Annotated in this window: 28 protein-coding genes; 13 read left to right on the top strand and 15 right to left on the bottom strand. The window is 67.9% G+C overall.

The annotated features are described in order from the left end of the window. Nucleotides 1-23 precede the first annotated feature (23 nt). From tolA to EJC49_RS01460, 6 genes are all read right to left on the bottom strand, one after another. Nucleotides 24-1,319, bottom strand: coding sequence for a cell envelope integrity protein TolA (tolA, locus tag EJC49_RS01485; protein ID WP_126697670.1), 1,296 nt, complete (start codon nt 1,317-1,319; stop codon nt 24-26). Beyond that, nucleotides 1,316-1,723 carry an ExbD/TolR family protein gene (locus tag EJC49_RS01480; protein WP_126697669.1) on the bottom strand — a complete coding sequence of 136 codons (408 nt, stop codon included), beginning with the start codon at nt 1,721-1,723 and terminating at the stop codon, nt 1,316-1,318. The genes tolA and EJC49_RS01480 overlap by 4 nt, the downstream gene beginning before the upstream one ends. Nucleotides 1,724-1,727: 4 nt before the next feature. After that, nucleotides 1,728-2,114, bottom strand: a complete 387-nt coding sequence (locus EJC49_RS01475) for a biopolymer transporter ExbD (protein WP_126697668.1) — start codon at nt 2,112-2,114, stop codon at nt 1,728-1,730. Continuing rightward, a complete protein-coding gene (locus EJC49_RS01470) occupies nt 2,104-2,811 on the bottom strand; it encodes a MotA/TolQ/ExbB proton channel family protein (protein WP_126697667.1) in 708 nt (235 codons plus the stop codon). Before EJC49_RS01470 ends, EJC49_RS01475 begins: the two co-directional genes overlap by 11 nt. A gap of 65 nt (nt 2,812-2,876) precedes the next feature. Next, the gene (locus tag EJC49_RS01465) at nt 2,877-3,323 is read right to left on the bottom strand and encodes a hypothetical protein (RefSeq protein WP_126697666.1); all 447 of its coding nucleotides are present in this window, start codon (nt 3,321-3,323) and stop codon (nt 2,877-2,879) included. Nucleotide 3,324: 1 nt separating this feature from the next. Next, the gene (locus tag EJC49_RS01460; RefSeq protein WP_126697665.1) at nt 3,325-5,502 is read right to left on the bottom strand and encodes a TonB-dependent hemoglobin/transferrin/lactoferrin family receptor; all 2,178 of its coding nucleotides are present in this window, start codon (nt 5,500-5,502) and stop codon (nt 3,325-3,327) included. 212 nt (nt 5,503-5,714) lie between these two features. Between EJC49_RS01460 and hemP the strand changes: the two genes are divergently transcribed. The 9 genes from hemP to lpdA all read left to right on the top strand — a co-directional run bounded on the left by hemP (nt 5,715) and on the right by lpdA (nt 14,208). Further along, a complete protein-coding gene (hemP, locus tag EJC49_RS01455; protein WP_126697664.1) occupies nt 5,715-5,948 on the top strand; it encodes a hemin uptake protein HemP in 234 nt (77 codons plus the stop codon). 8 nt (nt 5,949-5,956) lie between these two features. Continuing rightward, nucleotides 5,957-7,021, top strand: a complete 1,065-nt coding sequence (locus EJC49_RS01450; RefSeq protein ID WP_126697663.1) for a hemin-degrading factor — start codon at nt 5,957-5,959, stop codon at nt 7,019-7,021. A 10-nt stretch (nt 7,022-7,031) separates the two neighbouring features. Further along, nucleotides 7,032-7,958: a heme/hemin ABC transporter substrate-binding protein gene (locus tag EJC49_RS01445; RefSeq protein ID WP_126697662.1), complete on the top strand. Its 927-nt coding sequence runs from the start codon at nt 7,032-7,034 to the stop codon at nt 7,956-7,958. A 10-nt stretch (nt 7,959-7,968) separates the two neighbouring features. Next, the gene (locus tag EJC49_RS01440; RefSeq protein WP_126697661.1) at nt 7,969-9,057 is read left to right on the top strand and encodes a FecCD family ABC transporter permease; all 1,089 of its coding nucleotides are present in this window, start codon (nt 7,969-7,971) and stop codon (nt 9,055-9,057) included. A gap of 18 nt (nt 9,058-9,075) precedes the next feature. Continuing rightward, the gene (locus tag EJC49_RS01435) at nt 9,076-9,876 is read left to right on the top strand and encodes a heme ABC transporter ATP-binding protein (RefSeq protein ID WP_126697660.1); all 801 of its coding nucleotides are present in this window, start codon (nt 9,076-9,078) and stop codon (nt 9,874-9,876) included. Between the two features lie 324 nt (nt 9,877-10,200). Then, complete coding sequence (locus EJC49_RS01430; protein ID WP_126697659.1) at nt 10,201-11,334, top strand: sensor histidine kinase; 1,134 nt, start codon at nt 10,201-10,203, stop codon at nt 11,332-11,334. A 139-nt stretch (nt 11,335-11,473) separates the two neighbouring features. Continuing rightward, nucleotides 11,474-12,025, top strand: a complete 552-nt coding sequence (locus EJC49_RS01425) for a hypothetical protein (RefSeq protein ID WP_245453213.1) — start codon at nt 11,474-11,476, stop codon at nt 12,023-12,025. After that, nucleotides 12,022-12,777: an SDR family oxidoreductase gene (locus EJC49_RS01420; RefSeq protein WP_126697658.1), complete on the top strand. Its 756-nt coding sequence runs from the start codon at nt 12,022-12,024 to the stop codon at nt 12,775-12,777. The genes EJC49_RS01425 and EJC49_RS01420 overlap by 4 nt, the downstream gene beginning before the upstream one ends. A 24-nt stretch (nt 12,778-12,801) precedes the next feature. Beyond that, nucleotides 12,802-14,208 (top strand): dihydrolipoyl dehydrogenase, encoded by a 1,407-nt coding sequence (gene lpdA, locus EJC49_RS01415; protein ID WP_126697657.1) that lies wholly within the window; start codon nt 12,802-12,804, stop codon nt 14,206-14,208. Nucleotides 14,209-14,293: 85 nt separating this feature from the next. Here lpdA and EJC49_RS01410 read toward each other — a convergent pair whose 3' ends face one another. From EJC49_RS01410 to EJC49_RS01400, 3 genes are all read right to left on the bottom strand, one after another. Beyond that, nucleotides 14,294-14,755, bottom strand: a complete 462-nt coding sequence (locus EJC49_RS01410) for a hypothetical protein (protein ID WP_126697656.1) — start codon at nt 14,753-14,755, stop codon at nt 14,294-14,296. Nucleotides 14,756-14,874: 119 nt separating this feature from the next. Beyond that, a complete protein-coding gene (locus EJC49_RS01405; protein WP_126697655.1) occupies nt 14,875-15,933 on the bottom strand; it encodes a TraB/GumN family protein in 1,059 nt (352 codons plus the stop codon). Nucleotides 15,934-16,002: 69 nt separating this feature from the next. Further along, a complete protein-coding gene (locus EJC49_RS01400; RefSeq protein ID WP_126697654.1) occupies nt 16,003-16,938 on the bottom strand; it encodes a tyrosine recombinase XerC in 936 nt (311 codons plus the stop codon). Between the two features lie 175 nt (nt 16,939-17,113). Here EJC49_RS01400 and rimM point away from each other — a divergent pair, with 175 nt between their 5' ends. Beyond that, the gene (gene rimM / locus EJC49_RS01395; protein WP_245453217.1) at nt 17,114-17,689 is read left to right on the top strand and encodes a ribosome maturation factor RimM; all 576 of its coding nucleotides are present in this window, start codon (nt 17,114-17,116) and stop codon (nt 17,687-17,689) included. Beyond that, nucleotides 17,686-18,387: a tRNA (guanosine(37)-N1)-methyltransferase TrmD gene (gene trmD, locus EJC49_RS01390; RefSeq protein WP_126697652.1), complete on the top strand. Its 702-nt coding sequence runs from the start codon at nt 17,686-17,688 to the stop codon at nt 18,385-18,387. Before rimM ends, trmD begins: the two co-directional genes overlap by 4 nt. Here trmD and EJC49_RS01385 read toward each other — a convergent pair. Further along, nucleotides 18,369-19,124 (bottom strand): sulfite exporter TauE/SafE family protein, encoded by a 756-nt coding sequence (locus EJC49_RS01385; protein ID WP_126697651.1) that lies wholly within the window; start codon nt 19,122-19,124, stop codon nt 18,369-18,371. The two genes, trmD and EJC49_RS01385, sit on opposite strands and share 19 nt — an antisense overlap. A gap of 367 nt (nt 19,125-19,491) precedes the next feature. Between EJC49_RS01385 and rplS the strand changes: the two genes are divergently transcribed. Next, on the top strand, nt 19,492-19,974 hold the full coding sequence (rplS, locus tag EJC49_RS01380; RefSeq protein WP_126697650.1) for a 50S ribosomal protein L19: 483 nt from the start codon (nt 19,492-19,494) through the stop codon (nt 19,972-19,974). A gap of 212 nt (nt 19,975-20,186) precedes the next feature. Continuing rightward, nucleotides 20,187-21,428, top strand: coding sequence for an MFS transporter (locus tag EJC49_RS01375; RefSeq protein ID WP_126697649.1), 1,242 nt, complete (start codon nt 20,187-20,189; stop codon nt 21,426-21,428). Between the two features lie 34 nt (nt 21,429-21,462). Here the strand turns inward: EJC49_RS01375 and EJC49_RS01370 are convergent, their stop codons facing one another. The 5 genes from EJC49_RS01370 to EJC49_RS01350 form a co-directional block, all read right to left on the bottom strand. Beyond that, entirely contained in the window at nt 21,463-22,194 is a 732-nt protein-coding gene (locus EJC49_RS01370) for a glutamine amidotransferase (protein ID WP_126697648.1), read from the bottom strand. 10 nt (nt 22,195-22,204) lie between these two features. Beyond that, nucleotides 22,205-22,678 (bottom strand): tellurite resistance TerB family protein, encoded by a 474-nt coding sequence (locus EJC49_RS01365; RefSeq protein ID WP_126697647.1) that lies wholly within the window; start codon nt 22,676-22,678, stop codon nt 22,205-22,207. 44 nt (nt 22,679-22,722) lie between these two features. Beyond that, nucleotides 22,723-24,450 carry a heme biosynthesis protein HemY gene (locus EJC49_RS01360; RefSeq protein ID WP_126697646.1) on the bottom strand — a complete coding sequence of 576 codons (1,728 nt, stop codon included), beginning with the start codon at nt 24,448-24,450 and terminating at the stop codon, nt 22,723-22,725. A gap of 3 nt (nt 24,451-24,453) precedes the next feature. Continuing rightward, nucleotides 24,454-26,166 carry a hypothetical protein gene (locus tag EJC49_RS01355; protein ID WP_126697645.1) on the bottom strand — a complete coding sequence of 571 codons (1,713 nt, stop codon included), beginning with the start codon at nt 26,164-26,166 and terminating at the stop codon, nt 24,454-24,456. 89 nt (nt 26,167-26,255) lie between these two features. Beyond that, on the bottom strand, nt 26,256-26,966 hold the full coding sequence (locus EJC49_RS01350) for a uroporphyrinogen-III synthase (RefSeq protein ID WP_126697644.1): 711 nt from the start codon (nt 26,964-26,966) through the stop codon (nt 26,256-26,258).

The raw sequence follows: 26,966 nt of genomic DNA, 5'->3' as shown, positions 1-26,966 counted from the left end.
TCTCCACGGCCTGGCCGCGTGGCTCAGCGCGCCAGGCCGAGGGGAACCGAAAACGACCAGGTGCTGCGACCGGCGCCAGCCGGGATCGGAGGGAAGGGCGCGGCCCGGCGCACGGAATCCAGCGCCGCCTGGTCGAGGTCGGACGAACCGGAGCTCTGGCTGATGCGGACCGAGCCGAGACCGCCGTCCGCCGTGACGACGAAGGCGACGTGGACGTCGCGCTGGGCGCCGCGTCGCGCGCCGCGCGATACCGACCGGACGGCGCGGCGCAGTTTCGAAGCGACCTGCCCCGGATAATTCGAAACGGCGGCATTGCCGGCCTGGCCGCTGCCGCGACCGGTTCCGCTTGCGGCCGAATTTCCGCGTTCGCTGCCGTCGGCCTGCCCGCGGCGCGAATCGCGATCCTGCTGGCCACCCGCGCCGGACGGGCGTCGCGATTCCGGTTGGCGTTGCGTCCGCGGCGCTTCCGGCTTCGGCCGAACGGTGGCTTCGCGCGCTACGGGTCGCTCCGGGCGGGCGGTCGGCAGCGGCACGTCCTCGGGCAACGGAATTTCCTCCATCGCTTCCACCGTCTCGACGAATTCGTCCGGCGATACGGCCTCCGACACAGGCGGCACGACCGCCAGCGCGGTCTCGATCTCGCGCGGGGTTTCGGGCTGCTCGGCCGTGAGCACGTCCGCCGCTTCGGGCGCGCCATCCGCGGGCTCCGCTACGGGCTCGACGGGCGCCAGTTCGGCGTCGCGTGCGATTTCCGCGGCTGGCATTCCGGGTACCACCGGCACTGCTTCGGCGTCCGGTTCGGTCTCCGGAACCACCGTGGCCGCGACCGGAACGTCGAAGGGCTCAGCCGTGTCCAAGGGCTCCACCGCGTGGGCCGGAATGGCCACCTGGGCCGGCAGCGTGTCGTCCGGTTCGATCGCCTCGACGACAGTCGCCGGCGCGGCCTCGACCGGTTCCGCCGTGATCGCCTCGGCGGATGGAGGTTCGACGGGCGCGGTTGGCGTCGCTTCGGCCGCCGTCGCTGTCGGGGTCGGCTCCACGGCCGTTGCCCGCGCGGTCTGGACCGGCGGCAAGGGAGGCTCGACCGGCTGCGTTTCGACAGGCTCGGCGACGTTCTGGACCGGCTCTGTGATATCCGGCTCGACATCTTGCCCAGCGGAAATGGCGTCGTCCATGGAACCGAGCAGCGCGATCTCCATCGCAGCCGAGCCCTCGATCTTCACCTCGTCCGGCAATTCGCGCAACAGCCAGGCCGCAGCACCGGCATGCAAGACCCCGGAGGCTAGGATCGCAACCGTCCATTTCAGGCTGCGGCTCATGGCGCCGCCCTTTCGGTCACGACGGTGATGCGGGTGGCGCCGGCGTCGCGCAGTTCGCCCACGATCGCAATCAGTCGTTCCGCTAGCAGGTCGCGATCCGCCGCGATCTTCACGGTGAGCGGGTCTTCCGGCAGCAGGAGATCCTTCTGGCGGACGGCGGCCACGTAGTCAGCCGCCGTCACCGCGTCGCCGCGGGCGCGCATGATTCCGTCGGCGGTGACGAAGAGCGCGTCCGGCGGCTCGGCCCGTTCGGACTCCAGCGTCGAGATCAGTGTCACGTCCTTGTCGAGCGGCGGCGTCAGCGTGCCGGCGATCAGGAAGAAGATCAGCATCAGGAAGACCACGTTGATCAGCGTGATCGTGCTTTCCTGCGGATTGCGCTTCGGGGGGCGGGCCAGGCGCATGCGATCACCTCGCGACCTGGAGGTTCAGCCGTGTGCCGTTGCGGATCGCCTCCACGGCGCCGACCAGTGCCTGCGAGGTCAGCCCTTCGCGCACGAGGATGACGGCCGAGGCGGCGCCCGCGTCCTGGAGCCGGACGAGTTCGGCGAGCGCCTGCTCGCGGGGAAGGCGCAGCCCGTTCACGGACCATTCCTCGTCGACCAGCCTGATGATCACGTCGGGCACGCCGCCTGATGCACCCTGTCCCGCGCGTCCGCCGGTGATCTCCACCTCGGCGAACTTGGCGAAGGTGGAGGTCAGCATGAAGAACAGAAGGAGCAGGAAAATCACGTCGATCAGCGAGGTGACCGAGATCGGCCTGCGCCTTCGCCCGATGGCGGGGTCAATGCGCATGGTGCGGTCCCGCGACCATTGGCGCGGACGGCACGGCATTGCCGGAGGCGGCGCGAAGATCGCCCATCGCCGTCTGCGAGAAGAAGCTGGTGGCTGTGGTCTCGATCGCCACGCGCTCGTTCTCGACGCGGGTTTCGAACCAGGTCAGCACGAGCGAGACCGGCATGGCGACGGCCAGGCCCGCGGCAGTGGTGAGCAGCGCGACCCAGATGCCGCCGGCCAGAATCGACGGATCGACCGCGCTGCCGGCGCCCTGAAGCTGGCGGAAGGCTTCGATCATGCCGAGCACGGTGCCGAAGAGGCCGAGCAGCGGCGAGATCTGGGCGATGGCGTCGAGCGCGCGGAAACCGCGCTGGAGTTCGTGCAGTCGCCGAAGCGCGATGCGACCGACTTCTTCCTCGACGATCTGGCGCGGAAGCTGGCGCCCCATCGACAGGCGCATGGCGGTGGCCAGCGCGGCGCCGACGGCCGAGCGGTCCTCCTCAGCAGTCCGGCGCGCCTCGGCGGCGTTGCCGTGAACCCAGAGATACATGGCGCGCTCGGAGCGGCCGTGAAAGCCGACGCGTTCTCGCCAGAACTGCACGAGCTTGAGGAGGATCAATGCGAGAGCGATCACCGACAGCGCCAGCAGGATGGCCACGACGGGACCGCCGAGCGCGAGGAGGTCGCGCATCTGCTGGATCATGTCTTCGGTCATGGCGGCATCCTGTCGATTGGGAATATGGTGGGGGCGACCGCGCCGGCGCGGCGCGGCCGGGTGCGTCAGCTCCCGAAGGAGATGTCCGACTTCGTCTCGGCGTTCAGGTTGCGGATGCAGGCCGAGGGCTCGACGCCTTCGCCCTCGCAAGCCACCGCATCGTTGACCAGCACCCGGCCGATGCTCGTGCAATCGGCGTTCGGCAGGTCGAACTGGCGCACCTTGGTCTTGCCGGCCGGCAGGTCCTTGAAATCCAATACGGTGAGGCGCTCGACGAGACCGCCCTGATTGAACAGGACGATCTCGAAGGCGGCGCGATCGAGCGCGGCGCCAAGGCCGTTCTCCACCACGAAGGTCAGGCGGCAGCCGGCCGCCGATGGCTCCAGCCCGTTGAACTCGAGGCGGAGCGAGGGGGCGGACGCCGGCTCCTGGGCCAGCGCCGCCCCGCCCGCAGGCAGCGACAACGCCAGGAGCACGGTCAGAATGCGTCGCGATGCCGCTGCGTTCGTCATCTCACCACCCGATCTGCTTGGCGAGGGAGAGCTTGAACGTGCGGCCGATGGCGCGGTCGTTGTTCAGGAACTCCTTGTAGTCCTGGTCGAAGACGTTATCGACGCCGGCGTTCAGCTCCCAACCCTTCATCTGCCCCTCGTCCGGCTTCCAGGAAAGGAAGACGTCATGGATGTCGAAGGCCTGGGCGTAGCGGGTCGAAGTGCCGATCGGTGCATCCGTGCGACGGGCCTCGTCCTGCGGATCGGCGACGATGCGGGCGCGCCACCCGATCTTCAGGCCATGCTGGGGCAGCTTGCCGCCCAGCGTGAAGGCCAGCTCGTGCGGGGCGATGGTGGTCAGGTAGGCGTTCGCGTCCGTGTCCTTGCCGACGACGTAGGAGTAAGCCGCGTTGGCGAAGACGAAGTCGCTGTCGTAGGCGGACTCGATCTCGAAGCCGTAGATCTCGGCATTGGCGATGTTGCGGTAGCCTTCGACGTTGTTGTAGCCGGATGCCATTCCGGTGCGGAGCGCGATGAGGTTCGAGACATCGTTGTAGAAGCCGGTGACCTTGACCTGCGCCGCGTCGCCGGCCTGGATCATGTCGTAGCCCGACAGCGCGAAACCGGCCTCATAATTGTTGGACTTCTCCTTCTCGAGGCTGAGGCTCGGATTGAAGGTCGACGAAGAACTCGACGTCGAGAAGATCTCGTCGATGGTCGGGAAGCGCTCGGTGTGGGCGATCGAGCCGAACACGGCGATGGTGTCGTTGAACCGGTAGTGCGCCGCGATCTTGGGCGAGATCGCCGTATCGGTGGTGTCGTCGGTGATGGGCGTGGGCGGGCTCCCATAGGCCAGACCGTCGCCCGGCGAGAGTCGGTGCCAGTCCAAACGCACGCCGGGGATGAGCGTCAGCTTCTCGTTCCAGATGAACTCGTTCTGGACGAAGACGCCCGTCTTGAGATCGGTGCCCTCGGGGTGGAACGAGACCGGCAGCAGGGTGCCGTTGTTGAGCCAGGCCTCGGCGACACGGCTCTGGTAGGTGGTCTGCGAGCCGACGGTGAGGAAGTTCTCCCAGTTGGCGCCGCTCCACCGCATCGTGTTCTGGGCGTTGAACTGCCAGGTGTCGTAGGCATAGTCGGAATCGCAGACGATCGCAAAACTGGTGCTGAGGCCGCAGGATGACCGCAGGTCGGCGTTGCGCTGTTCGTTGCTCGTGCTCGAGTAGGAGGCCGAGACCTTCACGTCCAGCATGTCGTTGTCGGAGAAGGGGTTCTCGTAGGAGACGATCGCGGTCTGGTCGAGCACGTGGCGATCGACCAGGCCGAAAAAGGCCGCGGTGCTGGTCTGCGACAGCTGCTGGTCGTCGAGGTCGGAGTTCCAGCGCTGATAGGAGGCGCTCACCTTGCCTTCCTCGCCGACGAGGAACGTGGACTTGATCAAGCCCGACCAGGCCTCGAAATTGGTTCCGATGACGTCGTTGCCGGCCCCGTCGGAGTAGACGTCGGCCTGGCGATAGTTGCCGGAAATGAGCAGGTCGGCGCCATTGGCGAAGCGTTGGGCGAAGGTAGGCGAGAACAGCCAGGAATTGCCGTTGCTGCTCCAGCTCGACTTCAGGCGAACGGCGGTGGTTTCGCCCTCGGCGATGAAGTCTGACGCGTCCTTGGTCTCGAAATTGATGACGCCGCCGAGCGCCCCCGAACCGTAAAGGGTGGAGGACGCCGGGCCGCGCAGCACCTCGACGCGCTTGTAGAGTTCGGGATCGGAGAAGAACGAACCCATGCGGTACTGCTCGTAGAACTTCTGCACGCCGTCGACATTGATGATGATGCGGCCGCCGTCGCCCGTGGTTTCCGGCGCGCCGATGCCGCGGATGTTGAAGCTCTGGCCGAGCAGGCGATCGGACCCCGTCACATTGACGCCCGGTACCGAACGCAACACGTCGCCGATCGTCTGTGGCTGCAGTTCGTCAATGTCCTCCTGCTCGACGACCGTCACCGACTGCGGCGTATCGATCGCCACCTTCTCCACCCCCGCGCCGAGGATCAGGCGCTGGAGCGTGGTGACGCGCCCCTGCTTCTGCGCGGCGGCATCCGCCTGCGTGTCCGTCGTATCCTGCGCATGCGCGATGCCGACTGCGGCGGCGGCGCAAAGCGCTGCGCTCCCAAGCAGTCTCGTTGCGTTCCGGCTCAACAGCCCCATACCCCATACTCCTGATCATACGGTTTCGCGCTGGCTGGCCCGGGGGCTTGCTGGCTTGTCATGTCCCGCTGAACGCTTGAAACTTGAGTCTTGCGCTCCGGTATTGCGTTCCGTATTAAACCTGATAATAGCTGTCAAGAAATCAATCGCGCTTTCCGACACGCCCAGCCAGCCCTTCGGCGAGCCAGGTGCGAACAGAGGTCCCGTCAGCCATGACCCGACACTTCAATCGTGCCGAATTCACCGATCGCCGCGAGCGGGCGTCCTACGCCACGCCGCAGGATCAGGATCGCCAGCAGCGCACCTACGAGGCCGAGAGGCCGCAGGTCCGGACGCTGACGAGCCAGTCCTTGTTCCTGGGCGACCACGAGATCGGAATCGAGCATCACGGCGCGTTCTATCGCCTCAAGATCACCCGCCAGGGCAAGCTCATCCTCAACAAGTAGGTGCCTGTATGACCTCGACGACCACCAAGCCCTCTCCGGCCGACATTCGACGCGCACGCGCGGAGAACCCGAAAGCGCGGGAGCGCGACGTGGCCAGCCAACTCTGCGTTTCGGAAGCCGATCTCGTCGCCGCCTCCTGCGGCGCCGGGGTGCGGCGCATCCGCGCCGACGTCGACGCCTTCCTGACCGGCGCCCCGTCGCTCGGCGAGGTCATGGCGCTGACCCGCAACGAGAGCGCGGTGCACGAAAAGATAGGCGCCTACGAGAAACCGGTGCTGGGCAAGCATGCCTCGATGGTGCTGGGATCGGAGATCGACCTGCGCATCTTCCCGCGCAGCTGGGTGCATGGCTTTGCGGTGGAGAAGGGCGAAGGCTCGGACATCAAGCGCAGCCTTCAGTTCTTCGACGCGGCGGGCGAGGCCGTGCACAAGCTGCATTTGCGCGACGCCTCCAATGTCGAGGCCTATGAAGCCCTGGTGGCCTCGATGTTGGCGGACGACCAGTCCGACGAGATCGTCGTGACCGCCGCGCCTGCGAAGAAGGCGGACAATGACGACGACGCCCGTCCGCATGCCGACGACCTGCGCGAGCGCTGGAGCCGGATGACCGACGTGCATCAGTTCGTCACCATCCTGCGCGACCTGAAGCTTTCGCGCCGGCAGGCGGTGGAACTGGTCGGGCCGGAATTCGCCTGGCGGATCGACGATGACGCCGTGCCGGCGATGATGCGGCTTGCGGCCCACGAGGCGCTGCCGATCATGTGCTTCGTGGGCAATGGCGGCTGCATCCAGATCCATTCGGGACCGATCGCCGAGATCAAGCCGATGGGGCCGTGGATCAACGTGCTCGATCCCACCTTCCACCTGCATCTGCGGACCGACCACATCACCGACGTCTGGGCGGTGCGCAAGCCTAACGTCGACGGCCACGTCTCGTCGATCGAGGCCTATGGGGCCGATGGGCAGATGATCATCCAGTTCTTCGGCCAGCGCAAGGAAGGCTCGGATGAGCGCCGCGAATGGCGCGGGATCGTCGAGGGCTTGCCGCGCGTCCAGCAGTCGTCCGCAGCCTGAGGAGACCGTCATGACCGTATCGATCCCGGGGCGCCTGCTTCGCCGGGCCGGCGCCGTCTGCTTCACGCTCGGCCTCACCCTCGTACCGCTGGTCGCGCCTGATCGCGGTGACATTGCGCGCGCCTCGCAGGTCGACACCATTCCGGCCGAGGCGAAACGCATCGTGTCGGTCGGCGGATCGCTGACCGAGATCGTCTTTGCGCTGGGTGCGCAGGACCGGCTGGTGGCGCGCGACTCGACCAGCACATACCCCGTTGAAGCCGAAACCTTGCCGGATGTCGGCTACATGCGGGCGCTGTCGCCGGAAGGCGTGCTCTCGGTGCAGCCGGACGCGATCCTGCTGCTCGAAGGCAGTGGTCCGCCGGAAGCGGTGGAGGTGCTGCGCAAGGCGAGCGTACCGATGATCTTCGTCCCGGAGCGCTTCGACAGCGAAGGCATCCTGGTCAAGATCCGCGCCGTGGGTGAAGCGCTTGGATTGCGTGCCGAGACGAAGCGCTTCGAGGCGGAGGTCGCCGCCGACCTCGAGAAGGCCGTGGAGGCGACGGCTGGAATCGCCGAGCGCAAGCGGGTTCTGTTCGTGCTCAGCCTTCAGGGCGGCAAGATCCTCGCGTCGGGCGAAGGCACCGCGGCAGCCGGCATCATGGCGCTGGCCGGCGCCGACAACGCCATCGGCGGCTTCACCGGCTATCGCCAACTCACCGACGAGGCGGTGATCGAGGCGCAGCCGGACGTCGTTCTGGTGATGGCACGCGAGGGCGATCTCGCCATCTCGCGCGACGAGATCATCGCCCATCCCGCCATCGCGGCGACGCCGGCCGGCGAAAACGAGGCCGTCATAGCCATGGACGGGCTCTATCTGCTCGGCTTCGGCCCTCGTACGGCACAGGCAGCGCGCGATCTGGCCACCGATCTCTACGGCAACCGCGCCGGCAACTGACGGGCCCCGAATGACCGACGAGACAATGGACGCGCGTGCGGTCCTGCATCGTCCCGAGGGCGATCGCAGCGCCCGGGCGCGGCTGGCGATCATCATCTGCGCAGTGCTGCTGGTCGTCATCGCGCTCGGCAGCCTGGGCTGGGGGGCGTCCGACGCTTCGGCGCTCGGCGTCGTGCTCGACATGATCTCGGGCGGCGCCGAAAGCGTGCCGGCGCGCGACCGCATCATCGTCTGGGACATCCGCCTGCCGCGCATCATACTGGGGATGTTGATCGGCGCGTCGCTGGCCGTTTCGGGCGCCGTCATGCAGGGACTGTTCCGCAATCCTCTCGCCGACCCCGGCATCGTCGGCGTCTCGGCCGGGGCGGGGCTTGGCGCGATCGGCGTCATCGTGCTCGGCGGCAGTTTCCTGGCGCCGGTGACCGCCGCTTTCGGCATCTATGCGCTCCCCTTCGCCGCTTTCCTGGGTGGATTGGCGACGACGCTGATCCTGTATCGGGTCGCGACGCGGCGCGGGCAGACCTCGGTCGCCACCATGCTGCTCGCCGGCATTGCGCTCGGCGCGCTGGCGGGCGCGGCGTCCGGCCTGCTGGTCTATGTCGCCGACGACCGTCAACTGCGCGACCTGACGTTCTGGAACCTCGGTTCGCTGGCCGGCGCGACCTGGACCAAGATCGCGGCGGCCGGGCCGATCATCGGGCTGACCCTGGTCGCCTCGCCCTTCCTGGCGCGGGGGTTGAACGGCCTGAGCCTCGGCGAGACCACCGCCTATCATCTCGGCATTCCGGTCCAGCGGCTGAAGAACGTCGCCATCGTCATGGTGGCGGCGGCCGTCGGCGCCTCGGTCGCGGTGTCGGGCGGGATCGGCTTCGTCGGCATCGTGGTTCCGCATCTGCTGCGGCTGGCGATCGGGCCCGACCACCGCTATCTGCTGCCGGCCTCGGCGCTGCTCGGCGCCTGCCTGCTGCTCGTCGCCGACGCGGTCAGCCGCACCATCGTGGCCCCGGCCGAGTTGCCGATCGGCATCGTCACGGCGGCCGTCGGCGCGCCCTTCTTCCTGTGGATCCTGCTGCGCCGGCGCGGGCTCCTGGACCTTTGATGCCAAGAGAGTGAACCCATGATCGAAGCAATGGACGTGTCCGTCCACATCGGGTCCAGGCGGATCGTGACGGGCGCCGATTTCCAGGCCGCGCCCGGCGAGTTCGTGTCCATCGTGGGTCCCAACGGGTCCGGCAAGACGACCTTCCTGCGCGCCCTGTCGGGCGACCTCGGCTACGAGGGCGAGATCGTCATCGGCGGGCGCGACATGCGACACCTGAAACCGTGGCAACTGGCAGGCATCCGCGCGGTGCTGCCGCAGGCGGCGACGCTGGCCTTCCCCTTCACGGTGCGCGAGGTGGTGAAGCTCGGCCTGACGGCCGGCCGTTCGGGCGTCCTGCCGGGCGAGGACGAGCGGCTGCCGGAGCGGGCGCTCGCCAAGGTGGATCTCGAAGGCTTCGCCGGGCGCCTCTACCAGGAGCTGTCGGGTGGCGAACAGCAGCGGGTGCAACTGGCGCGGGTTCTCTGCCAGGTCTGGTCGCCGGTGCTCGACGGCGTTGCGCGATACCTGATCCTCGACGAGCCGGTGTCCAGCCTCGACATCAAGCACCAGCTCGTCATCATGAACATCGCCCGCGATTTCGCCCGCCGCGGCGGCGGCGCGATCGCGATCCTGCACGACCTCAATCTCGCGGCGATGTATTCCGACCGCATCTATGTCATGCATCGCGGCCGGATCGCCGCGGCCGGAACGCCTGTCGACGTGCTTCGCGACGACGTGATCGCGCGGGTGTTCGAATGCGAGCTGAGGGTCAACGTGCTCCCCTCCGGCGGCGTACCCTATCTCCTGCCGCAATCGGTGGCGCGCGCGGCGGGCTGAAGAGCGACGCTGCGTCAGGCCAGCTGGTCGGCCCTGGAGCGCGTGTCCTGGAGCGCGCGCAAACGCGGTGCGAAATCGTGGTCCTCAAGAAAGTTGCTGCAAAGTCGTCGCCGAGGCGCTAGTGCTCCGATTCTGACGTTTTGCATCACGCTTCGACAAGCCTATGAGCAAAGGGCGGATTCACGGGGCCACTCGTAAGCTCAAGCCTTTGGCGACGCTATGGGTTCGACTTTTGAACTGTCGCTTGCCGTGAACGGGACGACATGTCAGATCGCTCCAGTACGGGGTTAGCCACGGGCGCTGGAAAGGGCTTCGTCGAACGTCATGGTTGTTGCGGCAGGACTCGAGGCGCGCCGTCCGGACGCCCAGGCAGCTGACCAGGCGCCGAAATCTCCGCGCGACCGGCTGCCGTCGCTGCTCTCGCGGCTCCCGGCCTTCCGCGCCACGGTCGAGACGGCGACGCGCCGCGAGCGTATCATTGCCTATGGCGTCTCCCTCGCCATCGTGCTCGTGGCGATCGCCGCGCGGTTCCTGGTGGATCCCTACCTGCCCCCCGGCTTCCCCTATCTCACCTTTTTCCCGGCCGTGGTTCTGACCGGGTTCTTCTTCGGCATCTATCCGGCGTTGATGAACAGCGCGATTTCAGGCCTGGCCGCCTGGTACTGGTTCATCCTCCCGGTCGAGAGCTTCGCGCTGACCTCCCAGTCGGTCACGGCGCTCGGCTTCTATTTCCTCGTCATCGGCATCGATCTCGGCCTTCTGCAGCTTCTCCTCGTCGCCTATGCGGCGCAGGTGCGCGCGCGCGAGGAACTCACGCGACACCTGCAGCTTCAGCAACTGGTCTCGGCCGAAGTGGACCACCGGCTGAAGAACCTGCTTGCGACCACGAGCGGCCTCGTGGCCTTGTCGCAGCGCCACGCGACGACGCCGCAGCAGCTCGGCAACCAGCTGCGCCAGCGGATCCAGGCGATGGGGCACTCGGTCTCGGTCTTGCGCGGTTCCTCGCATGGCGGTCGCGCCGACATCCGCGACGTCATACGGGCGGCGATCGAGCCGATGGGGGTCACCGAAGGAGAGCGACTCTCTTTCGACGGGCCGCGGCTCGACATCAACGGAACGTCGATCGTCCCGCTCAGCCTGATCATGCATGAGCTGGTGACCAACGCGCTGAAGTATGGTGCGCTGTCGGCGGAAGGCGGAAGCATCCACATTTCGTGGCGCCATGTGGAGGCACAGGCGCCCCTCGGCAACGAGGCCGGATCGGCGACGATCGAACTCGTCTGGCAGGAACAGGGCGGCCCATTGGTCACGGTTCCGACGACCCAGGGCTTCGGGACCGATCTCATCCTGAGGATGGCGTCCAGTTTCGGCGGGCAATCCGACATGAAGTATGAGCCTACCGGTCTGGTCGTGCGTTTCGGAATGGATGCGCGCAGCGTTCTGGCGGATGCGGAGTAGGCGGAACTGCGTCAACTGACCGTCCGGCCGCCAGCGCTGCCCTCGGGCGGTCCCGGGTGATCGCCGATGCTATGGGTGGACAGAACGGGTTCAGGGCGGCAAAGATGCCAGTGCGAAGCCACTCCGGACGGAACGCTGCATGCCCGACGCCCAGTCAGACGATCGCCGCGCGCTCTCCGTTCCCCCAACGCCCTTCCGCCTGAAGGCGACGGTGACCTTGGCCGCGCTGCTTCTCGCCGGGCATCAACCCGCGCTGGCGGCTTGCCCGCAGGAACTCGCGATCTACACCGACCGGGACCGGCTCGCCTCGATCGAGTTCCGGCCCGTCGCGCCTGACGAGGCCGTCTACACCGGGGAATTCCGCGTGCTGTTCCCGCAGAACGACACCGTCGCCGACGGCATCGTGATGTGGACAGAGCGGGTGCCGCGACCGACCGGGATCGTCATGCATGACTGCCCCGAGGGTGACGTGACCGGTGAGGAACTCGCCGCCTGTACGGTTTGGCAGGGCGTGATCTACGCGGTGGACGAGGCCGGCGAGATCGGTCTCCTGCCGAGACAGGGACCGGCTGCGGCCAGGCTGCTGTTGCCGGATTTCGGCCCTTCGGTTCGCCATTCCGCTCTCTTCGGGGCGGACGGGATCAGCATCGTGCCGTGGGACGTCTTCGAGATGAGCGGGTGCCAGGAATGACCGACGAGAGACACAATCTCCTGATCACCGGCGGCGGACGTGGCATCGGGGCGGCGGTGGCGCGGCACGCGGCACAGCGCGGCTGGCGCGTGGCGATCAACTACGCGCGTGATTCGCTGGCCGCCGAGACGCTGGTGCGCGCCATCGAGGCGGAGGGTGGCGAGGCCTTTGCGGTGCGCGGCGACGTCGGTTCCGAGGACGAAGTGCTGGGCATGTTCGCCACCGTTGATGCCCGTTTCGGCACGCTGCATGGGCTGGTCAACAGCGCCGGCATCGTCGCGCCCAAGGCGCGGCTGGACGAGATGAACGTGTCGCGACTGGAGCGGATCATGCGTGTCAACGTGATCGGCACGATGCTGTGCGCCCGCGAGGCGGTGAAGCGGATGTCGACCCGACACGGCCATGGCGGCGGCGCCATCGTCAACGTGTCGTCGGTGGCGGCTGCGTTGGGCAGTCCCGCCGAGTACATCGACTACGCCGCGTCCAAGGGCGCGGTCGATACTTTCACCGTGGGGCTGGCGCGCGAGGTCGCGGAAGAGGGGATCCGCGTCAACGCGGTTCGGCCGGGAATCATCGCCACCGGCATTCATGCCTCCGGCGGTCAGCCGGATCGCGTCGAACGTCTGAGAAGCGTCGTGCCGATGAAGCGGGAAGGCAGCCCCGACGAGATTGCATGGGCCATACTCTGGCTTTTGTCCCGCGAAGCGTCCTATACGACGGGCGCAATTCTGGATGTCGGCGGCGGACGCTGAACGCTCGAACGAAAGGGTTTTTACATGGCTTATGACGTGGTTGTCATCGGAGGCGGGCCGGGCGGCTATGTCTGCGCCATCAAGGCCGCGCAGCTCGGCCTGAAGACGGCGGTGGTGGAGAAGCGGTCGACCTTCGGCGGAACCTGCGTGAACGTCGGCTGCATCCCCTCGAAAGCCCTGCTGCATGCGACGGAAATGTTCGCGGAGGCCAGCCATGGCTTCGACGATCTCGGCTTCACGACCGGCAAGCCCAAGCTCGACCTGCCGAAGATGATGGCGCACAAGCAGAACACCGTGGACCAGAACACCAAGGGCCTCGACTTCCTGTTCAAGAAGAACAAGATCGACGGCATCCGGGGCACGGGGCGCATCCTCGGCGCCGGCAAGGTTGCCGTGACCGCCGAGGGCGGCAGCGTTTCGGAGCTCGAGACGAAGAACATCGTCATCGCCACCGGTTCGGACGTGGCCGGCATCCCCGGCGTCAGCCTCGAGATGGACGAGAAGGTCATCGTGTCGTCGACCGGCGCCCTGGTCCTCGAAAAGGTGCCCGGACATCTCGTGGTCGTCGGCGGTGGCGTCATAGGCCTCGAACTCGGCTCGGTCTGGGCGCGGCTCGGCGCAAAGGTCACCGTCGTCGAATATCTCGACACCATCCTCGGTGGCATGGACGCCGAGGTCGCCAAGCAGTTCCAGCGTATCCTCGGCAAGCAGGGTATGGAATTCAAGCTCGGCGCCAAGGTGACAGGCGTCGTCAAGGGCAAGAAAGGCGCGACCGTGACCTTCGAGCCGGTGAAGGGCGGCGAGGCCCAGACCGTCGAGGCCGACGTGGTGCTGGTCGCCACGGGACGCAGACCGTTCACTGCCGGTCTCGGTTGCGAGGAAGCCGGCATCGCGCTCGACGAGCGCGGGCGTGTGAAGACCGACGGCCATTTCAAGACGACGCTCGACGGCGTCTACGCCATCGGCGACGTGATCGTCGGGCCGATGCTGGCGCACAAGGCCGAGGACGAGGGCGTGGCAGTGGCCGAGATCCTCGCCGGGCAAGCCGGGCACGTGAACCACGACGTCATTCCTGGCGTGGTCTACACCAGCCCGGAAATCGCCTCGGTCGGCAAGACCGAGGAGGAGCTGAAGAAGGCCGGCATCGAGTACAAGGCGGGCAAGTTTCCGTTCTCGGCCAATGGCCGCGCCCGCGCGGTGCTGAAGACGGAGGGCTTCGTGAAGATCCTCGCCGACAAGACCACCGACCGGGTGCTCGGCGTGCACATCATCGGCCAGGGCGCCGGCGAGCTGATCCACGAGGCGGCGGTGCTGATGGAGTTCGGCGGCTCGTCCGAGGATCTCGCCCGCACCTGCCACGCGCATCCGACCATGTCGGAAACGGTGAAGGAAGCCGCGTTGGCGACCTTCTTCAAGCCGATCCACATCTGATCCGATTGTCTTTGAAGACCAAGAAGGCCCCCTGCGCCATGCGCGGGGGGCCTTCTTCATTCCTGCGGATCAGGTGTTGGCGCGTTTACTGCGCCGGCTGGATCGGCTGCGCCGGATCGGCCGGCTGGATGGGCGGCAAGGTCTCGTCTGCCGCTGCCGGCTCGTTGGCCGGAGCCGGCTGTTCGGCCGGGATCGAAGCGGTCGGCGTGTTGTCGGTCCCCATCGGCTGTGTCACCTCGGGCGTAACGCCGGCCGTCTCGTTGGTGTCCGCGCCGCCCATGAAGCTGAAAGCGATGACGGCGAGAAGTACGATTGCGACGGCGAGAGTCGCGCCGGCCAGACCGCGCGGTGCCGACGATGCGCGCGGATAGTCGCGCGGCTGAACATAGGCCGGATCATTGCGAAGCGCAGGATCGTCCTGGGTCAGCGGTTCATCGTAATCCCGAACGATCGCACCGGGGACGATGGGATCGACCAGGCGGTCTGGGGCATTCGGATCGCGGGGATCGCGAGCGTTGCGCGGGTCACGGTTGTCGGGATAGGCCATTGCAAATCCTCCTTCGAATTACGTTTCGCAACCACAACGGAGGCGGCCCCGTCAGGTTGCATCACGAAGCGCGACAGGGTGGCGGAGGGACGTGAGCGGATGGCAGCAGAGGAATGCGTTCAACGCATGGGCGAAACGGCGTAGCCCGAGGCGCGCAGCATTGCCACGAGCCCGCGCTCGCCCGGCAGATGCAGGGCGCCAACGGCGATGAAGGCGCCGCCCGCGTCGAGGAACGGCATGGCGTTCCTGCGCATGGTTTCGTTTCGGGTGTCGATCATCACCGTCTCGAAGGCCTCGTAGCCGGAAGCGTCTTCCTCCGGCAGCACGGCCCGAAACAGCGGCCAGATCATGCCGATCTCCTCCCGGTGGTAGAGGATGACCATGGTTTCGAAAATGTCGGCCATGCGGTCGCCGAGATCGAGCGTGGCAATGAGCCCGTCAATGTGAAACTCGAGCGGCAGCGACGCCATCGCTTCGAGCTGGCCGATCATGGTTTCCAGGCCCTCGACGGGCTTTCCATCGGTCCTCGCGTCCTGCGCGAGCTTCACGTCGAGGATCCGCAGGCCGGCGGCCTGGCGGGCGGTCTCGCAGGCCGGGATCGCGAGCGCAGCCGCCAGCATCCACGGCTTCATCTTGCTGACGCTCGCCGGTGGAACGCCCCGCGCCGCCAAGGCGTCCTCGATGATGCGCACCTTGTCTGCCGGCAGCGACGAGGTGAGGGTCGTCCCGTCGGTGTACATCATCAGGTCCGGACGCTCGACCATCGCGGCCATCATCTTCGCCTGGTCGAGAATGTCGGTGGTTTCGATGACCACGGTCCGGGCGCCGTGGTAGGCGCTGCGGGCGGCGTCGGGCAGGTCGGTCACACGCGGATCGGTCAGGTGCATGGTGCCGAACAGCCAGGACGGCTCGACGCCGGGCTTCTCCACCTTCCAGAGCAGGTTCGAACCATTGGACACGGCCGATGCCTCTGCCCGGAGCCTTGCGAACGTGTCGGGATCCTCTGCCTCGATCTGTGCCAGCAGGTCCGTGCCGGTGCAGGCCGCGACCTCCGCTCTCGCCTGCGAGATCAGCAGCAACGTTGCAAGCAAGCCCAGCGCCAGCAGCACGTTGGCGGCGGCGAGCAGGCGCAGGGCCAGGCGGGCAGCGACGTCGAAGGAGAACGGCGGTCGGTTCATGATCGCAGGCGTAGCGCAAGAAGACGGCGAAACCGTTAAGCCGATCCGGCAATTCGAGGGCATCTGTGCTCAGGCGCGCGGATGGGCGCTGTCGTAGATGTCGAGCAGCCGGCTGGTGTCGACGCCGGTGTAGACCTGCGTGGTCGACAGGCTGGCATGGCCGAGCAGTTCCTGGATGGTGCGCAGGTCCCCGCCCCGCGCCAGCAGATGCGTGGCGAAGGAGTGGCGTAGCGCGTGCGGCGTGGCGCTGTCGGGCAAGTTGAGCGCCGAGCGCAGCCTGCGCATCTCGCGCTGGACGATCGAGGGATCGAGCGGGCCGCCGCGCACGCCGCGAAACAGCGGGCCGTCGGCCGGCAAGTGCCATGGGCAGAGGCGACGATACTCGGCGACCGCCCTCAGCCCGACCGGGAGAACCGGGACGAGCCGTGTCTTGCCGCCCTTGCCGGTGACGCGAATGGCGCCTTCGCCACGATCGAACTGGCCAGCCGTCAGGTCGAGCGCCTCGGAAATGCGCAAGCCGGAGCCGTAGAGCAGCGTCAGCACGGCGGCGTTGCGCGCGGCGATCCAGGGCTCCTCGGCGAGCTGTTCGCCAGCCGAAACCACCCGCAACGCGTCGCCGGCCGCCAGCGGACGCGGCAGCGACTTGGGCAGCTTCGGCGAGCGCAGGGCGGCGGCGCCCGCCGCGTTGGCAAGGCCCTTGCGCTCCAGATGGCGCAGGAAGGAGCGGATGGCGGCGAGCCCTCGGCTGACCGTCCGGGCGCCGACGCCCTCCTTGCGGCGGTAGGCGAGAAAGGCGCGAAGGTCGGCCGGCCGCAGCGCGGCAACGTCCTTCAGGCCGGGCGCTCCGCCGCAATGACCGGTCAGGAACTGGAAGAACTGCCGGGTGTCGCGCTCATAGGCTTCGATGGTCAGGGCGGCCAGCCGCCGTTCGCGCGCCAGCATGCCGAGCCAGCCGTTGCGGGCCTCCATCAGGTCTGGCTTCGCGGCGACGAGAAATTCCTGCATGGACGCTCCAGGTTTTGAGCCGCATCATCGCGCTCCGGCCTTAGCGCTTGGTGAATGCGGGAATTGCATTGCTGCCGGCAATGCCGCAAGAGCAGGGAAATACGGGGCCTCCCGCCCCGTTCCCATCGAAACGGGACTGGCGAACGTGACGACGAAGCTTGAACATCCGGTCCTGATGGCGGTGATCGGCGCCGCGCATGGCATCAAGGGCGAGGTGCGGGTCAAGTCCTTCACCGGCGATCCCCAGGCGCTCGGCGATTACGGTCCGCTCACTTCCGCCGACGGGCGCGTGTTCGAGGTGCTCGGCCTCAGGCCGCAGAAGGAGGTGGTCGTCGTCCGCTTCAAGGGCATCAAGGACCGAAACGCGGCCGAGGCGCTGGCCGGCACCGAACTCTTCGTCGACCGCTCCGCGCTGCCGCCGGTCGCCGACGAGGAGGAGTTCTATCATGCCGACCTCGTGGGTCTCGCGGTGATCGACGAGCAAGGCGTGCGGCTCGGCACCGTCAAGACCATGCACGACTATGGCGGCGGCGACATCGTCGAGGTGGCGCTCACCGGCGCGCGCTCGGTGCTGGTGCCCTTCACCAAGGCCGCCGTGCCGGCGATCGACATCGCGGCCGGCACGATGACCGTCGACCGGGTGGGGGCCGGGCTGGTGGAGGACGAGGACGACGATGCGCCGCAGGACGGCCGGCCGCCGCACGGGTCCGATCGCCCGCGCGGGCCGAAGCCGTCCGGAGGCAAGCGGTGAATTTTCGCGCCACGGTCCTGACGCTCTATCCGGAAATGTTTCCGGGCGCGCTCGGGCTTTCGCTCGCCGGCCGCGCGCTGGAGCGCGGCGACTGGACGCTCGACACGGTGCAGATCCGCGAGTTCGGGCTCGGCCGGCATCGGGCCGTGGACGATACGCCTGCCGGCGGCGGGGCGGGCATGGTGCTGCGCGCCGACGTTCTCGCTGCGGCGATCGATCATGCGACGCCGGAAGGCGACAGGCGGCCGCGCCTTTTGATGAGCCCGCGCGGCAAGCCGCTGACGCAGGCCAAGGTGCGCGCGCTCGCCGCCGGCCCGGGTGCTGTGATCGTCTGCGGGCGCTTCGAGGGCGTCGACCAGCGCGTGATCGAGGCGCGCGGGCTCGAAGAGGTGTCGATCGGCGACTACATCCTGTCGGGCGGCGAACCGGCGGCGCTGGTGCTGCTCGACGCGGTGGTGCGGCTCCTGCCCGGCGTCATGGGCAACGAGGCCTCGGGCGGCGAGGAGAGCTTCGAGAACGGGCTGCTCGAGCATCCGCACTACACCCGTCCGCCCGAATGGGAAGGCCGCGCCATCCCCGAGGTGCTGATGTCGGGCAACCATGCCCGGATCGCGGCCTGGCGGCGCGCCGAGGCGGAGCGGCTGACGGCCGAGCGGCGGCCGGATCTGCTGATTTCTGCTCAGCCCACCCAGAAGTAATAGCCGGCCAAAAACAGGCCGATGGCGATGACGAGGGCGCGGACGATCGCCTGTGGCACGCGTTTGGCCGCCCAGACCCCGGCATAGCCGCCGAGCGCGACGCCCGGGACCATGAAGGCCACCTCGAGCCACGCCACCACGCCGCCCGAGACGAAGACGACGATGGCGACGGCGGCGATGACGATCGCCAGCATGTTCTTCAGGGCATTCAGGCGATGATAGTCGCCGCTCTCGGTCAGGCCGAGCGTTGCCAGCATCATGACGCCCATGCCGGCGCCGAAGAAGCCGCCATAGATGGCGGTGCAGAACTGCACGATCCGGCCAGGCAGCGAGCCGACCTTCGCCTCCTCGCCCGGCGCGCGCGGCTTGGGCTTCAGCCAGGGGCCGGCGGCAAACAGCGCGGTGGCGGCGATCAAAAGCCAGGGCACCATCGCCTTGAAGGACGGATTGTCGAGCGCGAGCAGGATGACCGCGCCGACCAGCGCGCCTGCCGCCGAAACGGCGCAGAGCGCCAGCGCGCCGCGCCACATGTGGCGGATGTCGCTCCAGTAGGCGAGCGTGGAGGTGACGTAGCCGGGGAACTGGGCGATCGAGGAGGTGGCGTTGGCCGAGATCGGCGGAATGCCCGCCAGTGTCAGCGCGCCGAATGTGATGAAGGTGCCGCCGCCGGCCACCGCGTTGATGGCGCCGGACGCGAAGCCGGAAAGGAAGAGCAGGCAGGCGAGGAGGAGTGTCAACGGGGTGTCCGGTCAAGCGAGGCGGGCGAAATTTCAGCCGGTCTAGGAAGATTACCGGTCCTGTGCAATGGTCCAGAGGCGGTGCGGTCGCCGCCGAGCCATCGTTTTCGGAATTTCGCGACCGCCTGCGAGCTAGTCTGCGGCGTCCGGATCGCCCGGGCCCGCGCGAAATTCGCCCGCGAAGGCGTGACAAACGGTGCGGAAGCGTGTATGTGCCCGCCCGAACCGGACGTTCATCGAGCCGGACCCGTCAACAATGTACGGTGAATTCGCCCCTGCCTTCTCCGGAAGGCATAACCGAGCGGTCCAGAACCGCGAGGCGAGCGCAGGGCGCTCTGGCTGTCGAAGCAAGAAGAGGTTTGAGACGATGGACATCATCCGTCAGCTCGAGGCCGAACAGGCCGCGAAGATCGAAGAAAAGCGCAAGCTCCCCGAATTCCAGCCCGGCGACACGGTTCGCGTGCAGGTGCGCGTCACCGAAGGCACCCGCACCCGTCTGCAGGCCTATGAGGGCGTGTGCATCGCCCGCGCCGGCTCGGGCTTCCAGGAGAACTTCACCGTCCGCAAGATCTCCTACGGCGAGGGCGTCGAGCGCGTGTTCCCGGTCTATTCGCCGCTGGTCGAGGCCGTCGAGATCGTGCGTCGCGGCAAGGTCCGCCGCGCCAAGCTCTATTACCTGCGCGATCGTCGCGGCAAGTCGGCCCGCATCGTCGAGAACACGAGCGTGCGCGCCCGCAAGCTGAACGACAGCGAGCGCGAGGCCATGCTGGCCGAGAAGGCCGCCGCCGCCGCCGCGAAGGCCGAGGCTCAGGCCGCCGAGAAGGCCGCTGCCGCCGAGGCCGCGAAGTAGGACCGGCTTGATTTCACTGGATCGGGAAAAGGCGGCTTCGGCCGCCTTTTTCATGCCACGGGCGTCCACGGCATGGCTTGCGACGGTCGAGGCCACTATTGGGCCAGATCGAAATAAGGCGCGCTTTCCGTCAGCCCATCGGCTAGACGAATAGCCAATGACCGGAGCCGCCCCTGCCGCGCTCCGCGGCAACTGGCATTGCTGACGATCCCATGATCCCATCCGAAACGTCGACGACCATCGAGCGCTACGCCGCGTTTCGCCATGGACCTTTCCTGCGCTACTGGCTGGCGCGCTTCCTGACGACCTTCACCACGCAGATCGTTTCGGTGGCCGTCGGCTGGCAGGTCTACGACCTGACGCGCGACCCGTTCGACCTCGGCCTGGTTGGCCTGATCCAGTTCGCCCCGGCGCTTCTCCTGGTGCTCGTCACGGGAGCCATTGCCGACCGCTTCGGCCGCCGCCTGGTGATGGGCATGTCGGTGGTCTTGGAAACCGCCTGCGCCATTGCGTTGTTCGTCATGTGCATCGGCGGCTTCGTGTCCACCACGGTGATCTTTTCGACGCTCGCCGTGTTCGGCGTGGCGCGCGCGTTCTTCGGCCCGGCGGCAGCGTCGCTGGTGGCCAATCTCGTTCCGCCGAAGGACTTCGCCAATGCGGTCGCCTGGAACTCGTCGGCCTGGCAGACCGCGACCATCGTCGGTCCCGTGGCGGGCGGGCTGATCTACGGCCTTTCTCCGGAGGCCGCCTACGGTACCGCCGCCGTTCTCATGAGCGTGGCCGCCGTGCTGATCTTCTCCATCCCGAAGCCGGCGCAGAAGACGGAGACCGAGAAGCCTTCGCTGGAAACGCTGTTTGCCGGGTTCCGCTACATCTGGAGCGAGAAGGTGGTGCTCGGCGCGATCTCGCTCGATTTGTTCGCCGTGCTGTTGTCCGGCGCGGTCGCCCTGCTGCCGGTCTACGCCCGCGACATTCTCGAACTCGGACCCTGGGGCTTGGGCTTGCTGCGCGCGGCGCCGGGCATCGGCGCGATCGGCGTGGCGATCTGGCTGACCGGCCATCCGATCCGCGACCATGCCGGCATCGTCATGCTGTTCTTCGTCGCGATGTTCGGCGCCTTCACCATCGTGTTCGGCGTGTCGACCATCCCCTGGCTGTCGATCCTGGCCTTGGCGATGCTGGGCGCAACCGACATGGTCAGCGTCTACATCCGCGAGACGCTGATCCAGCTGTGGACGCCGGACCGGGTGCGCGGACGGGTGAATGCGGTCAACATGGTGTTCGTCGGCGCCTCCAACGAACTGGGCGAATTCCGGGCCGGAACCATGGCCGCCTTCGTAGGAACCGTGCCGGCCGTGGTGTTCGGCGGCATCGGCGCGATCGGCATCGCCGGCCTGTGGGCCTGGCTGTTCCCGGCGCTGCGCAAGGCGCGCCGCCTCGACGGGCGTACCTGAACCGGCTGCCCGACATCCGTCCCGACGGTGCTCGTCAGGCGCGGCGTTTCTCGTCCGGATGGCGGTTCGGGCTGTGGAAGACCAGGTCGAGGAAGTCGCCCAGCCAGCGCTTCAGGTGCATGTCCCAGATGAAGCGGCCGCCGAGGTGGTCGCGGCCCTGCTGGGCGCCCGGCAGGACGAAGCGATGCGCGCCGCGCACCACCCAGCGCTGCATCATGGCGCGGGTCAGTTCCGCATGGAACTGGATACCCCAGGCATTGGCGCCATAGCGGAAGGCCTGATTGGGATAGGCGTCGGCCTTCGCCAGGAGTGTGGCGCCGGATGGCAGCGAAAAGCCTTCGCGGTGGAACTGGTACACCATCTCCGGCCAGTGAACGAGTTCGCGGCCGGCTTCGGTCGGCTCGATCGGATACCAGCCGATCTCGACCAGACCGTCCTGGTGGCTTTCGACCTTGCCGCCGAGATGGTTGACGAGCATCTGCGCGCCGAGACAGATGCCGAGGAACGGCTTGTCCTCCTTCAGCGGCACCGACAGCCAGTCCGTTTCGCGCCTCACGAACTCGTCGGCATCGTTGGCGCTCATGGGGCCGCCAAAGACCACCGCTCCGGCATGATGCGACAGCGTTTCGGGAAGAGGGTCGCCCAGGGGCGGGCGGCGGATGTCGAGGTCGAAGCCGCCTTCGAGCAGCATGTGGCCGACGCGGCCGGGGCTCGAGAGCTCCTGATGCAGAACGACGAGGATTTTCGGCTTGGCGGCCTTCGGCATGGACTGTCGATCAGAGCTCCGGTTCATCGGTGCGGTTCGGATCGGCCTTCTGGCGCATGGCGACCCGGTCGCGGCGATCGACGCCGATCAGCTCGGCGACGCGCCAGACGATATTGTCCTCCAGTTCGCTCATCTCGCCATCCGCAAAGACGATTTCCCACATGATTCCGATGAACTCGATGCGGGCCTGTTCGTCGAGATGCCGTTTCAGGACCGAGGTGAAGGCGTAGAGATCGACCGACTGATGGACCTGCTCTTCGGCCCTGGCGACGAACTCGTCGAGTTCCCGTCCTGCAAGGCCGTAGGCGCGCGTCAGCGCCTCGCGAAGCTTGGCGCGTTCGGCATCCTCCTCGACGCCGTCCGCCTCCATCACATGGACCATGAGCGCGGCGGCGGCCAGGCGGGGATCATCGGAATCGTCCTGCGCCCGGTCACCGCCGGCGCCTGGAAGATCCTTGAGGAACTTCATGAAACGATCAAACATCAGCGTCTCCGGCCATCGGTCGTGTGCGTATGCGCCATGGTGGGTCAGAACAGCCGGAAGCGCTTTGTTTCGGTCTCGTCCCGTTCGGTCGGATCGACGCCGGGATCGTCGGGCCTGGGCGCGACGGCAACGTCTTCGTCCGGAGGCGTCGCGCTGGAATCATTGGCGGCCGTCGGCAGGACCGGCGCGATCGGCTCCGGCTGCCTTGCCGGTTCTACCGGTTCCTCGGTTTCCGGAACATGCGCTGCTGGTGCGGCTGGCGGCGAAGCCATCGCAGGCGCACCCGCGGGCACCGCGGTCTTTGCCGAAGGCTTGCCGGGCTCGGCCGACGTCTCGCCCTTCGTTTCGGGCTTCGGCTCGACGATGATCGTCTCCTCGCCCATGTCCGTTTCGATGACCGTCGGCGGTATGGTCAGTGCTCGGCCCAGCAGCACGGGCTCGGCGAGAGGCGCGTCGTCGTCATCGTGCTCGACCAGATGCAGGGGGCGCTCGACGGGCGTCTTCCACTCGAACGCGTCGAGCTTCCCGGTCACCGGCGACAGCGGTGCCCAGCGCTCGGAAACGACGCCGTCGGCAATCCAAACTGGATCGCGCGGCGCGCGCACGGCGCGCGCCAGCCATTGGCGGATGCGGCCCTGGTCGCCGGTATCGGCCTCCTCGATGTCGGCCATCATCAGATAGCCACCCTCGCGCGGGTCGATGCGCAGTGCCTCTTCGGCGGCGGCGCGGGCAAGCCCGAGCTCGCCCGCCTCGAGCGCGACACGCGCCACCGTCAGCGCGGACAGGGCATTGTTCTCGCGCTGCGACTTCAGCTTCTTGGCCCTTGCCAGGTGATCGAGGGTGGAATCGCCGTGGCGCGCGTTCACGTAGGCTTCGGCGATCTCGGGATGGGCGGTCTTGCGCCAGGCGGTTTCCAGGATCTTGGCGCCCTTGCGCAGGTCGCCTTGCCGGAACAGCGCCTTGGCGGCGAAGACGGCGGCAGGCACCAGGTCCGGCGCAAGGCGGTTTGCCTCGATCGCGGCATTGCGGGCGGCGAGCGGATCGCGCTCCAGCATGTCCTTGGCCTTGGCCGTGAGCAGCACCGCGCGCAGGCGGTTCGCCTTGGCGGCATCGATCAGCTTGGTCGAGCGCTGTGTTTCCAGGAGGGCGAGCGCGCCGTCCCAATCGCCTTCGGCCGACCGTGCCTCGAGCGTGGCGCCCGAGGCCCAGCCAAGCTGCGGCGCGATTTCGGCGGCGCGTTCGGCATAGTGCCGCGCCACCTCGCGGTCGCCCAGCCGCTGGGCTTCCAGATAGAGACCACGCAGCCCCAGCACGCGCATCTCCGGGTCTTCCAGCATGGCCTCGAATTTCTTGCGCGCGGCGGCGTGGTCGCCTTCGAGCAGCGAGGCCTGCGCATCGAGCAGATGGATCAGCGGTTCCTGGTCCGAGCTGATCAGTTTCGCCGCCTGGCGGTTCATCTGGCGGGCAAGCGCGCCGTCGCCGGCTCCCGCCGCGATCATGCCTGTCGACAAAGCCTGGTACCCGCGATCACGCCGACGAACGCGGAAATAGCGAGACACGGTGTAGGGGCTGTTCCAGATGGCCTTCAGCAGCCACCACGAGATCATGACGGCTGCAACGATGGCGGTGACGAACACCGCGGCCGCCATCAGCGTCAGCTCGTACTGGTAGCCGTCGAAGGTGAGGACCAGATCGCCCGGGCGATCCGCCAGCCAGGCAAAGCCGAGACCAAGCGCGAAGACGAAGAGGATGAACAGGAGGATGCGCAGCATGGTCTATCCTTCCTGGGTCCGCAGCGCGCCCGACAGGGCCCGCTCCGCGAGTTCGTCGGCGGTCTGGCGTGCCTTGACCCGGGCGATGAACTCGGCGCCGGCCTGCTTCGCGGGCTCCGGCAGGCTTTCGTATTCGCTGGCCGCGCGAGTGTAGTCGCCGGCCAGGATGGCGGCCTCCAGGCGCGCGGCAATGGCGCCGACGTCGTCGCCCTCGACGTCGCCGATCGGCCTGACCTTGACGACGGACTGCATCGAATCGAACAGCCGACCGAACAGGCCCGCATCCTCGGCCGGAGGCGCTGCGGCCGCGATCATCCGGTCCACGGCGGCATCGACCTCCTGGCTGATCGCCGCGCGTGTCGGCACACCGCTCGCGGCTAGGCCGCGAAGGTCGGCGATCTCCGGCGCGTCCGGCGCGATCGACGCATAGGTCTCGAGCTCGGCCATGAAGGGACCGCCGCGATCGATGGCCGCCTTCAGGCCGGCGGCTGCGATGGCAAGCGCGATGCCGGGGTTGGATGCCTGCTCCTCGATCTGGCCCGCCAGTTCGTCGATGCGGTCGTCGACGGCCGCGAGACGTTCGTCGAGTGACGTGATGCGGTCGGGAAGGCCGGCTGCGGCCTGGGCTGCCGCCTGCGCGGCCTGGGAAACCTCGCCAAGCCGGCTCTCGACCGCGTCGATCCGCTCCGTCAGTGGCGCGAGATCGACGGTTTCGCCGATGCCCGTGCCGGCGCTCTGGCCGAGTGACGCCACGGTGGCTTCCAGTTCGCTCATCCGCTGGTCGAGCGCCTGCAGACCGGCTGCATCGCCGCCTTCGCCTTGCGAAATGGCGGAGCGAAGCTCGGTCACGTCGGTTCGGAGCTGATCCACCGCGCCCGCGAGTTCGTCGAGACGGGCGGCCTCGGCCGGGTCCGTCGGGGCGGCACCGCCGCCTGCCGCGACCTGATCGCGCAGCGCCGCAAGCTCGGCGCGCAGGTCATCGAGGCCCAACGGTTCACCCGGTTCGACGGAGGCGCCCGGGGAAGGCAGGACGCCGGCATATTGCAGCGCGCCCGCGCCGGCCAGGACGACGATGCCGCCGACGATGCCGGCCGCGATCAGCGAGAGGCCGCCGCGCCTGGGAGCCGCCTTGTCGCCGTCGGAACCGGTGGTCGTGCCGGCGGTCGGTCGGGGGGTCGGAGAGGGTGCGGCGCGGGACGAGGTTGCGGACGACGAAGCCGAGGCTGACGCGTCGCGACCAAAGACCGGCTGGGGGCCGCGGGGGGTGGCGCTGCTGGAACTCGTATCCTTGGAAGCCGGCGGAGGGGAGGATACGGAAGCCCGGGCAGGGGAGGACGCAGGAGCGGCGGGCGCGGCCTTGAGGGCGCCATCCTGCGAGGCGCCATCCTTTGCCGCGACGGGCTTCGGGGCGCCCGGCTCTTTCGACGCCGTCTCCTTGGTCTCGGACGTCGCCTCGTCGACCCTGGGCGCGTCCGGTCCCTGTGTCGTCCTGGCCGCTTCCGCAGCGATCGGCCTCGGGTCGGACGTCGCCGTCTTCGCACCAGAACCTGGATTCGCCTCGGCGCTCGCCGTGCTCTTGGCAGGCGCGCCAGGATTCGCCGGCTTGTCCGATGCAGGCGTCGCCTCGGGAGCCCGCTTGACGTCGGCGGGGTCGAGGTCGATCGTCACCGGGTCGCGGTGCGTCTTCGAGTGACGGATCTTCGGTGGTCTGGCCATTCCCTGCTCCGGTTCGGCTCCATCGACGACGGGCCGCTTCCTATCATGACATTCGCACGTGCAACACGGACATGGGTAGCATTTTTGCGTCAGCCGGAGGGAAGGAGAGCGAGCAGGGCGTCTTCGGTGGGCTCCATCGCCACATAAGTCCGTGGATCGTCAAGGGTTCCGAGCGCGGCGGCAACCTGTGCCGAAAGGCAAAGGAAGGACGCGTCGGCGAGGGCGTCGGCGGTTTCCGTCCAGGCAAGGGCCGTGGCCATCGTGCGTGCCGTCTCGGGCGAATAGAGCAGCACCGCGTCGACCGGATGGCTGGCCGCCGCGAGCGCGGTGGCCACTTGCCAAGGCGGCACGAAGCGGGTGTCATAGACCTCGACCGCCTCCACATTCATCCCGGCCCGCCCCAGCGCCTGCTCGAATTCAGGGCGCCGGACGCGGCCGCAGAGATAGAGGACCGTCGCGCCGGGCGGCTCTGTCGCCGCGATCATCGCCGCCAGCGCCGCACCGTCGCCGTCCGCGGACCGGACGTCCGTGAACCCGGCCCGCCGGGCCGCTTCCGCCGTCCTGCCGCCGACCGTGCGGCAAGGCATCCCCAGCAGCGCCGACGGAACGGTGACGAGATGGCGCAAGGCGTTGGCGCTGGTGGCCGCGATGAGGTCGACCCTGCCTGCCGGCGGCAGGACGGGGGCGAGCGGGCCTATCTCGCTCAGCGGCAACACCACCGGCGCGTGTCCGGCCTCGGTGAGTCGCCTTGCCGTGGCGGTCGCGCCGGGCTCCGGGCGGGTGACCAGAACCCGGGCCAC

Origin of the sequence: Aquibium carbonis (genome assembly GCF_003970795.1) — a bacterium.
Classification (GTDB): domain Bacteria; phylum Pseudomonadota; class Alphaproteobacteria; order Rhizobiales; family Rhizobiaceae; genus Aquibium; species Aquibium carbonis.
The sequence above is the reverse complement of the archived record's forward strand: the minus strand, read 5'-3'. Positions and strand labels throughout refer to the sequence as shown.

Bases quoted from the DNA above. Each gene is read 5' to 3' on its own strand.
- EJC49_RS01480 (WP_126697669.1), bottom strand. From the start codon at position 1,723: ATGCGCCTGGCCCGCCCCCCGAAGCGCAATCCGCAGGAAAGCACGATC.
- EJC49_RS01370 (WP_126697648.1), bottom strand. From the start codon at position 22,194: ATGCCGAAGGCCGCCAAGCCGAAAATCCTCGTCGTTCTGCATCAGGAG.
- EJC49_RS01440 (WP_126697661.1), top strand. From the start codon at position 7,969: ATGACCGACGAGACAATGGACGCGCGTGCGGTCCTGCATCGTCCCGAG.
- EJC49_RS01435 (WP_126697660.1), top strand. From the start codon at position 9,076: ATGATCGAAGCAATGGACGTGTCCGTCCACATCGGGTCCAGGCGGATC.
- EJC49_RS01425 (WP_245453213.1), top strand. From the start codon at position 11,474: ATGCCCGACGCCCAGTCAGACGATCGCCGCGCGCTCTCCGTTCCCCCA.
- EJC49_RS01420 (WP_126697658.1), top strand. From the start codon at position 12,022: ATGACCGACGAGAGACACAATCTCCTGATCACCGGCGGCGGACGTGGC.
- EJC49_RS01400 (WP_126697654.1), bottom strand. From the start codon at position 16,938: ATGCAGGAATTTCTCGTCGCCGCGAAGCCAGACCTGATGGAGGCCCGC.
- EJC49_RS01405 (WP_126697655.1), bottom strand. From the start codon at position 15,933: ATGAACCGACCGCCGTTCTCCTTCGACGTCGCTGCCCGCCTGGCCCTG.
- EJC49_RS01465 (WP_126697666.1), bottom strand. From the start codon at position 3,323: ATGACGAACGCAGCGGCATCGCGACGCATTCTGACCGTGCTCCTGGCG.
- EJC49_RS01430 (WP_126697659.1), top strand. From the start codon at position 10,201: ATGGTTGTTGCGGCAGGACTCGAGGCGCGCCGTCCGGACGCCCAGGCA.
- tolA (WP_126697670.1), bottom strand. From the start codon at position 1,319: ATGAGCCGCAGCCTGAAATGGACGGTTGCGATCCTAGCCTCCGGGGTC.
- EJC49_RS01475 (WP_126697668.1), bottom strand. From the start codon at position 2,114: ATGCGCATTGACCCCGCCATCGGGCGAAGGCGCAGGCCGATCTCGGTC.
- EJC49_RS01375 (WP_126697649.1), top strand. From the start codon at position 20,187: ATGATCCCATCCGAAACGTCGACGACCATCGAGCGCTACGCCGCGTTT.
- EJC49_RS01450 (WP_126697663.1), top strand. From the start codon at position 5,957: ATGACCTCGACGACCACCAAGCCCTCTCCGGCCGACATTCGACGCGCA.
- EJC49_RS01360 (WP_126697646.1), bottom strand. From the start codon at position 24,450: ATGCTGCGCATCCTCCTGTTCATCCTCTTCGTCTTCGCGCTTGGTCTC.
- EJC49_RS01445 (WP_126697662.1), top strand. From the start codon at position 7,032: ATGACCGTATCGATCCCGGGGCGCCTGCTTCGCCGGGCCGGCGCCGTC.
- EJC49_RS01410 (WP_126697656.1), bottom strand. From the start codon at position 14,755: ATGGCCTATCCCGACAACCGTGACCCGCGCAACGCTCGCGATCCCCGC.
- hemP (WP_126697664.1), top strand. From the start codon at position 5,715: ATGACCCGACACTTCAATCGTGCCGAATTCACCGATCGCCGCGAGCGG.
- EJC49_RS01355 (WP_126697645.1), bottom strand. From the start codon at position 26,166: ATGGCCAGACCACCGAAGATCCGTCACTCGAAGACGCACCGCGACCCG.
- rplS (WP_126697650.1), top strand. From the start codon at position 19,492: ATGGACATCATCCGTCAGCTCGAGGCCGAACAGGCCGCGAAGATCGAA.
- EJC49_RS01460 (WP_126697665.1), bottom strand. From the start codon at position 5,502: ATGGGGCTGTTGAGCCGGAACGCAACGAGACTGCTTGGGAGCGCAGCG.
- EJC49_RS01365 (WP_126697647.1), bottom strand. From the start codon at position 22,678: ATGTTTGATCGTTTCATGAAGTTCCTCAAGGATCTTCCAGGCGCCGGC.
- lpdA (WP_126697657.1), top strand. From the start codon at position 12,802: ATGGCTTATGACGTGGTTGTCATCGGAGGCGGGCCGGGCGGCTATGTC.
- rimM (WP_245453217.1), top strand. From the start codon at position 17,114: ATGGCGGTGATCGGCGCCGCGCATGGCATCAAGGGCGAGGTGCGGGTC.
- EJC49_RS01470 (WP_126697667.1), bottom strand. From the start codon at position 2,811: ATGACCGAAGACATGATCCAGCAGATGCGCGACCTCCTCGCGCTCGGC.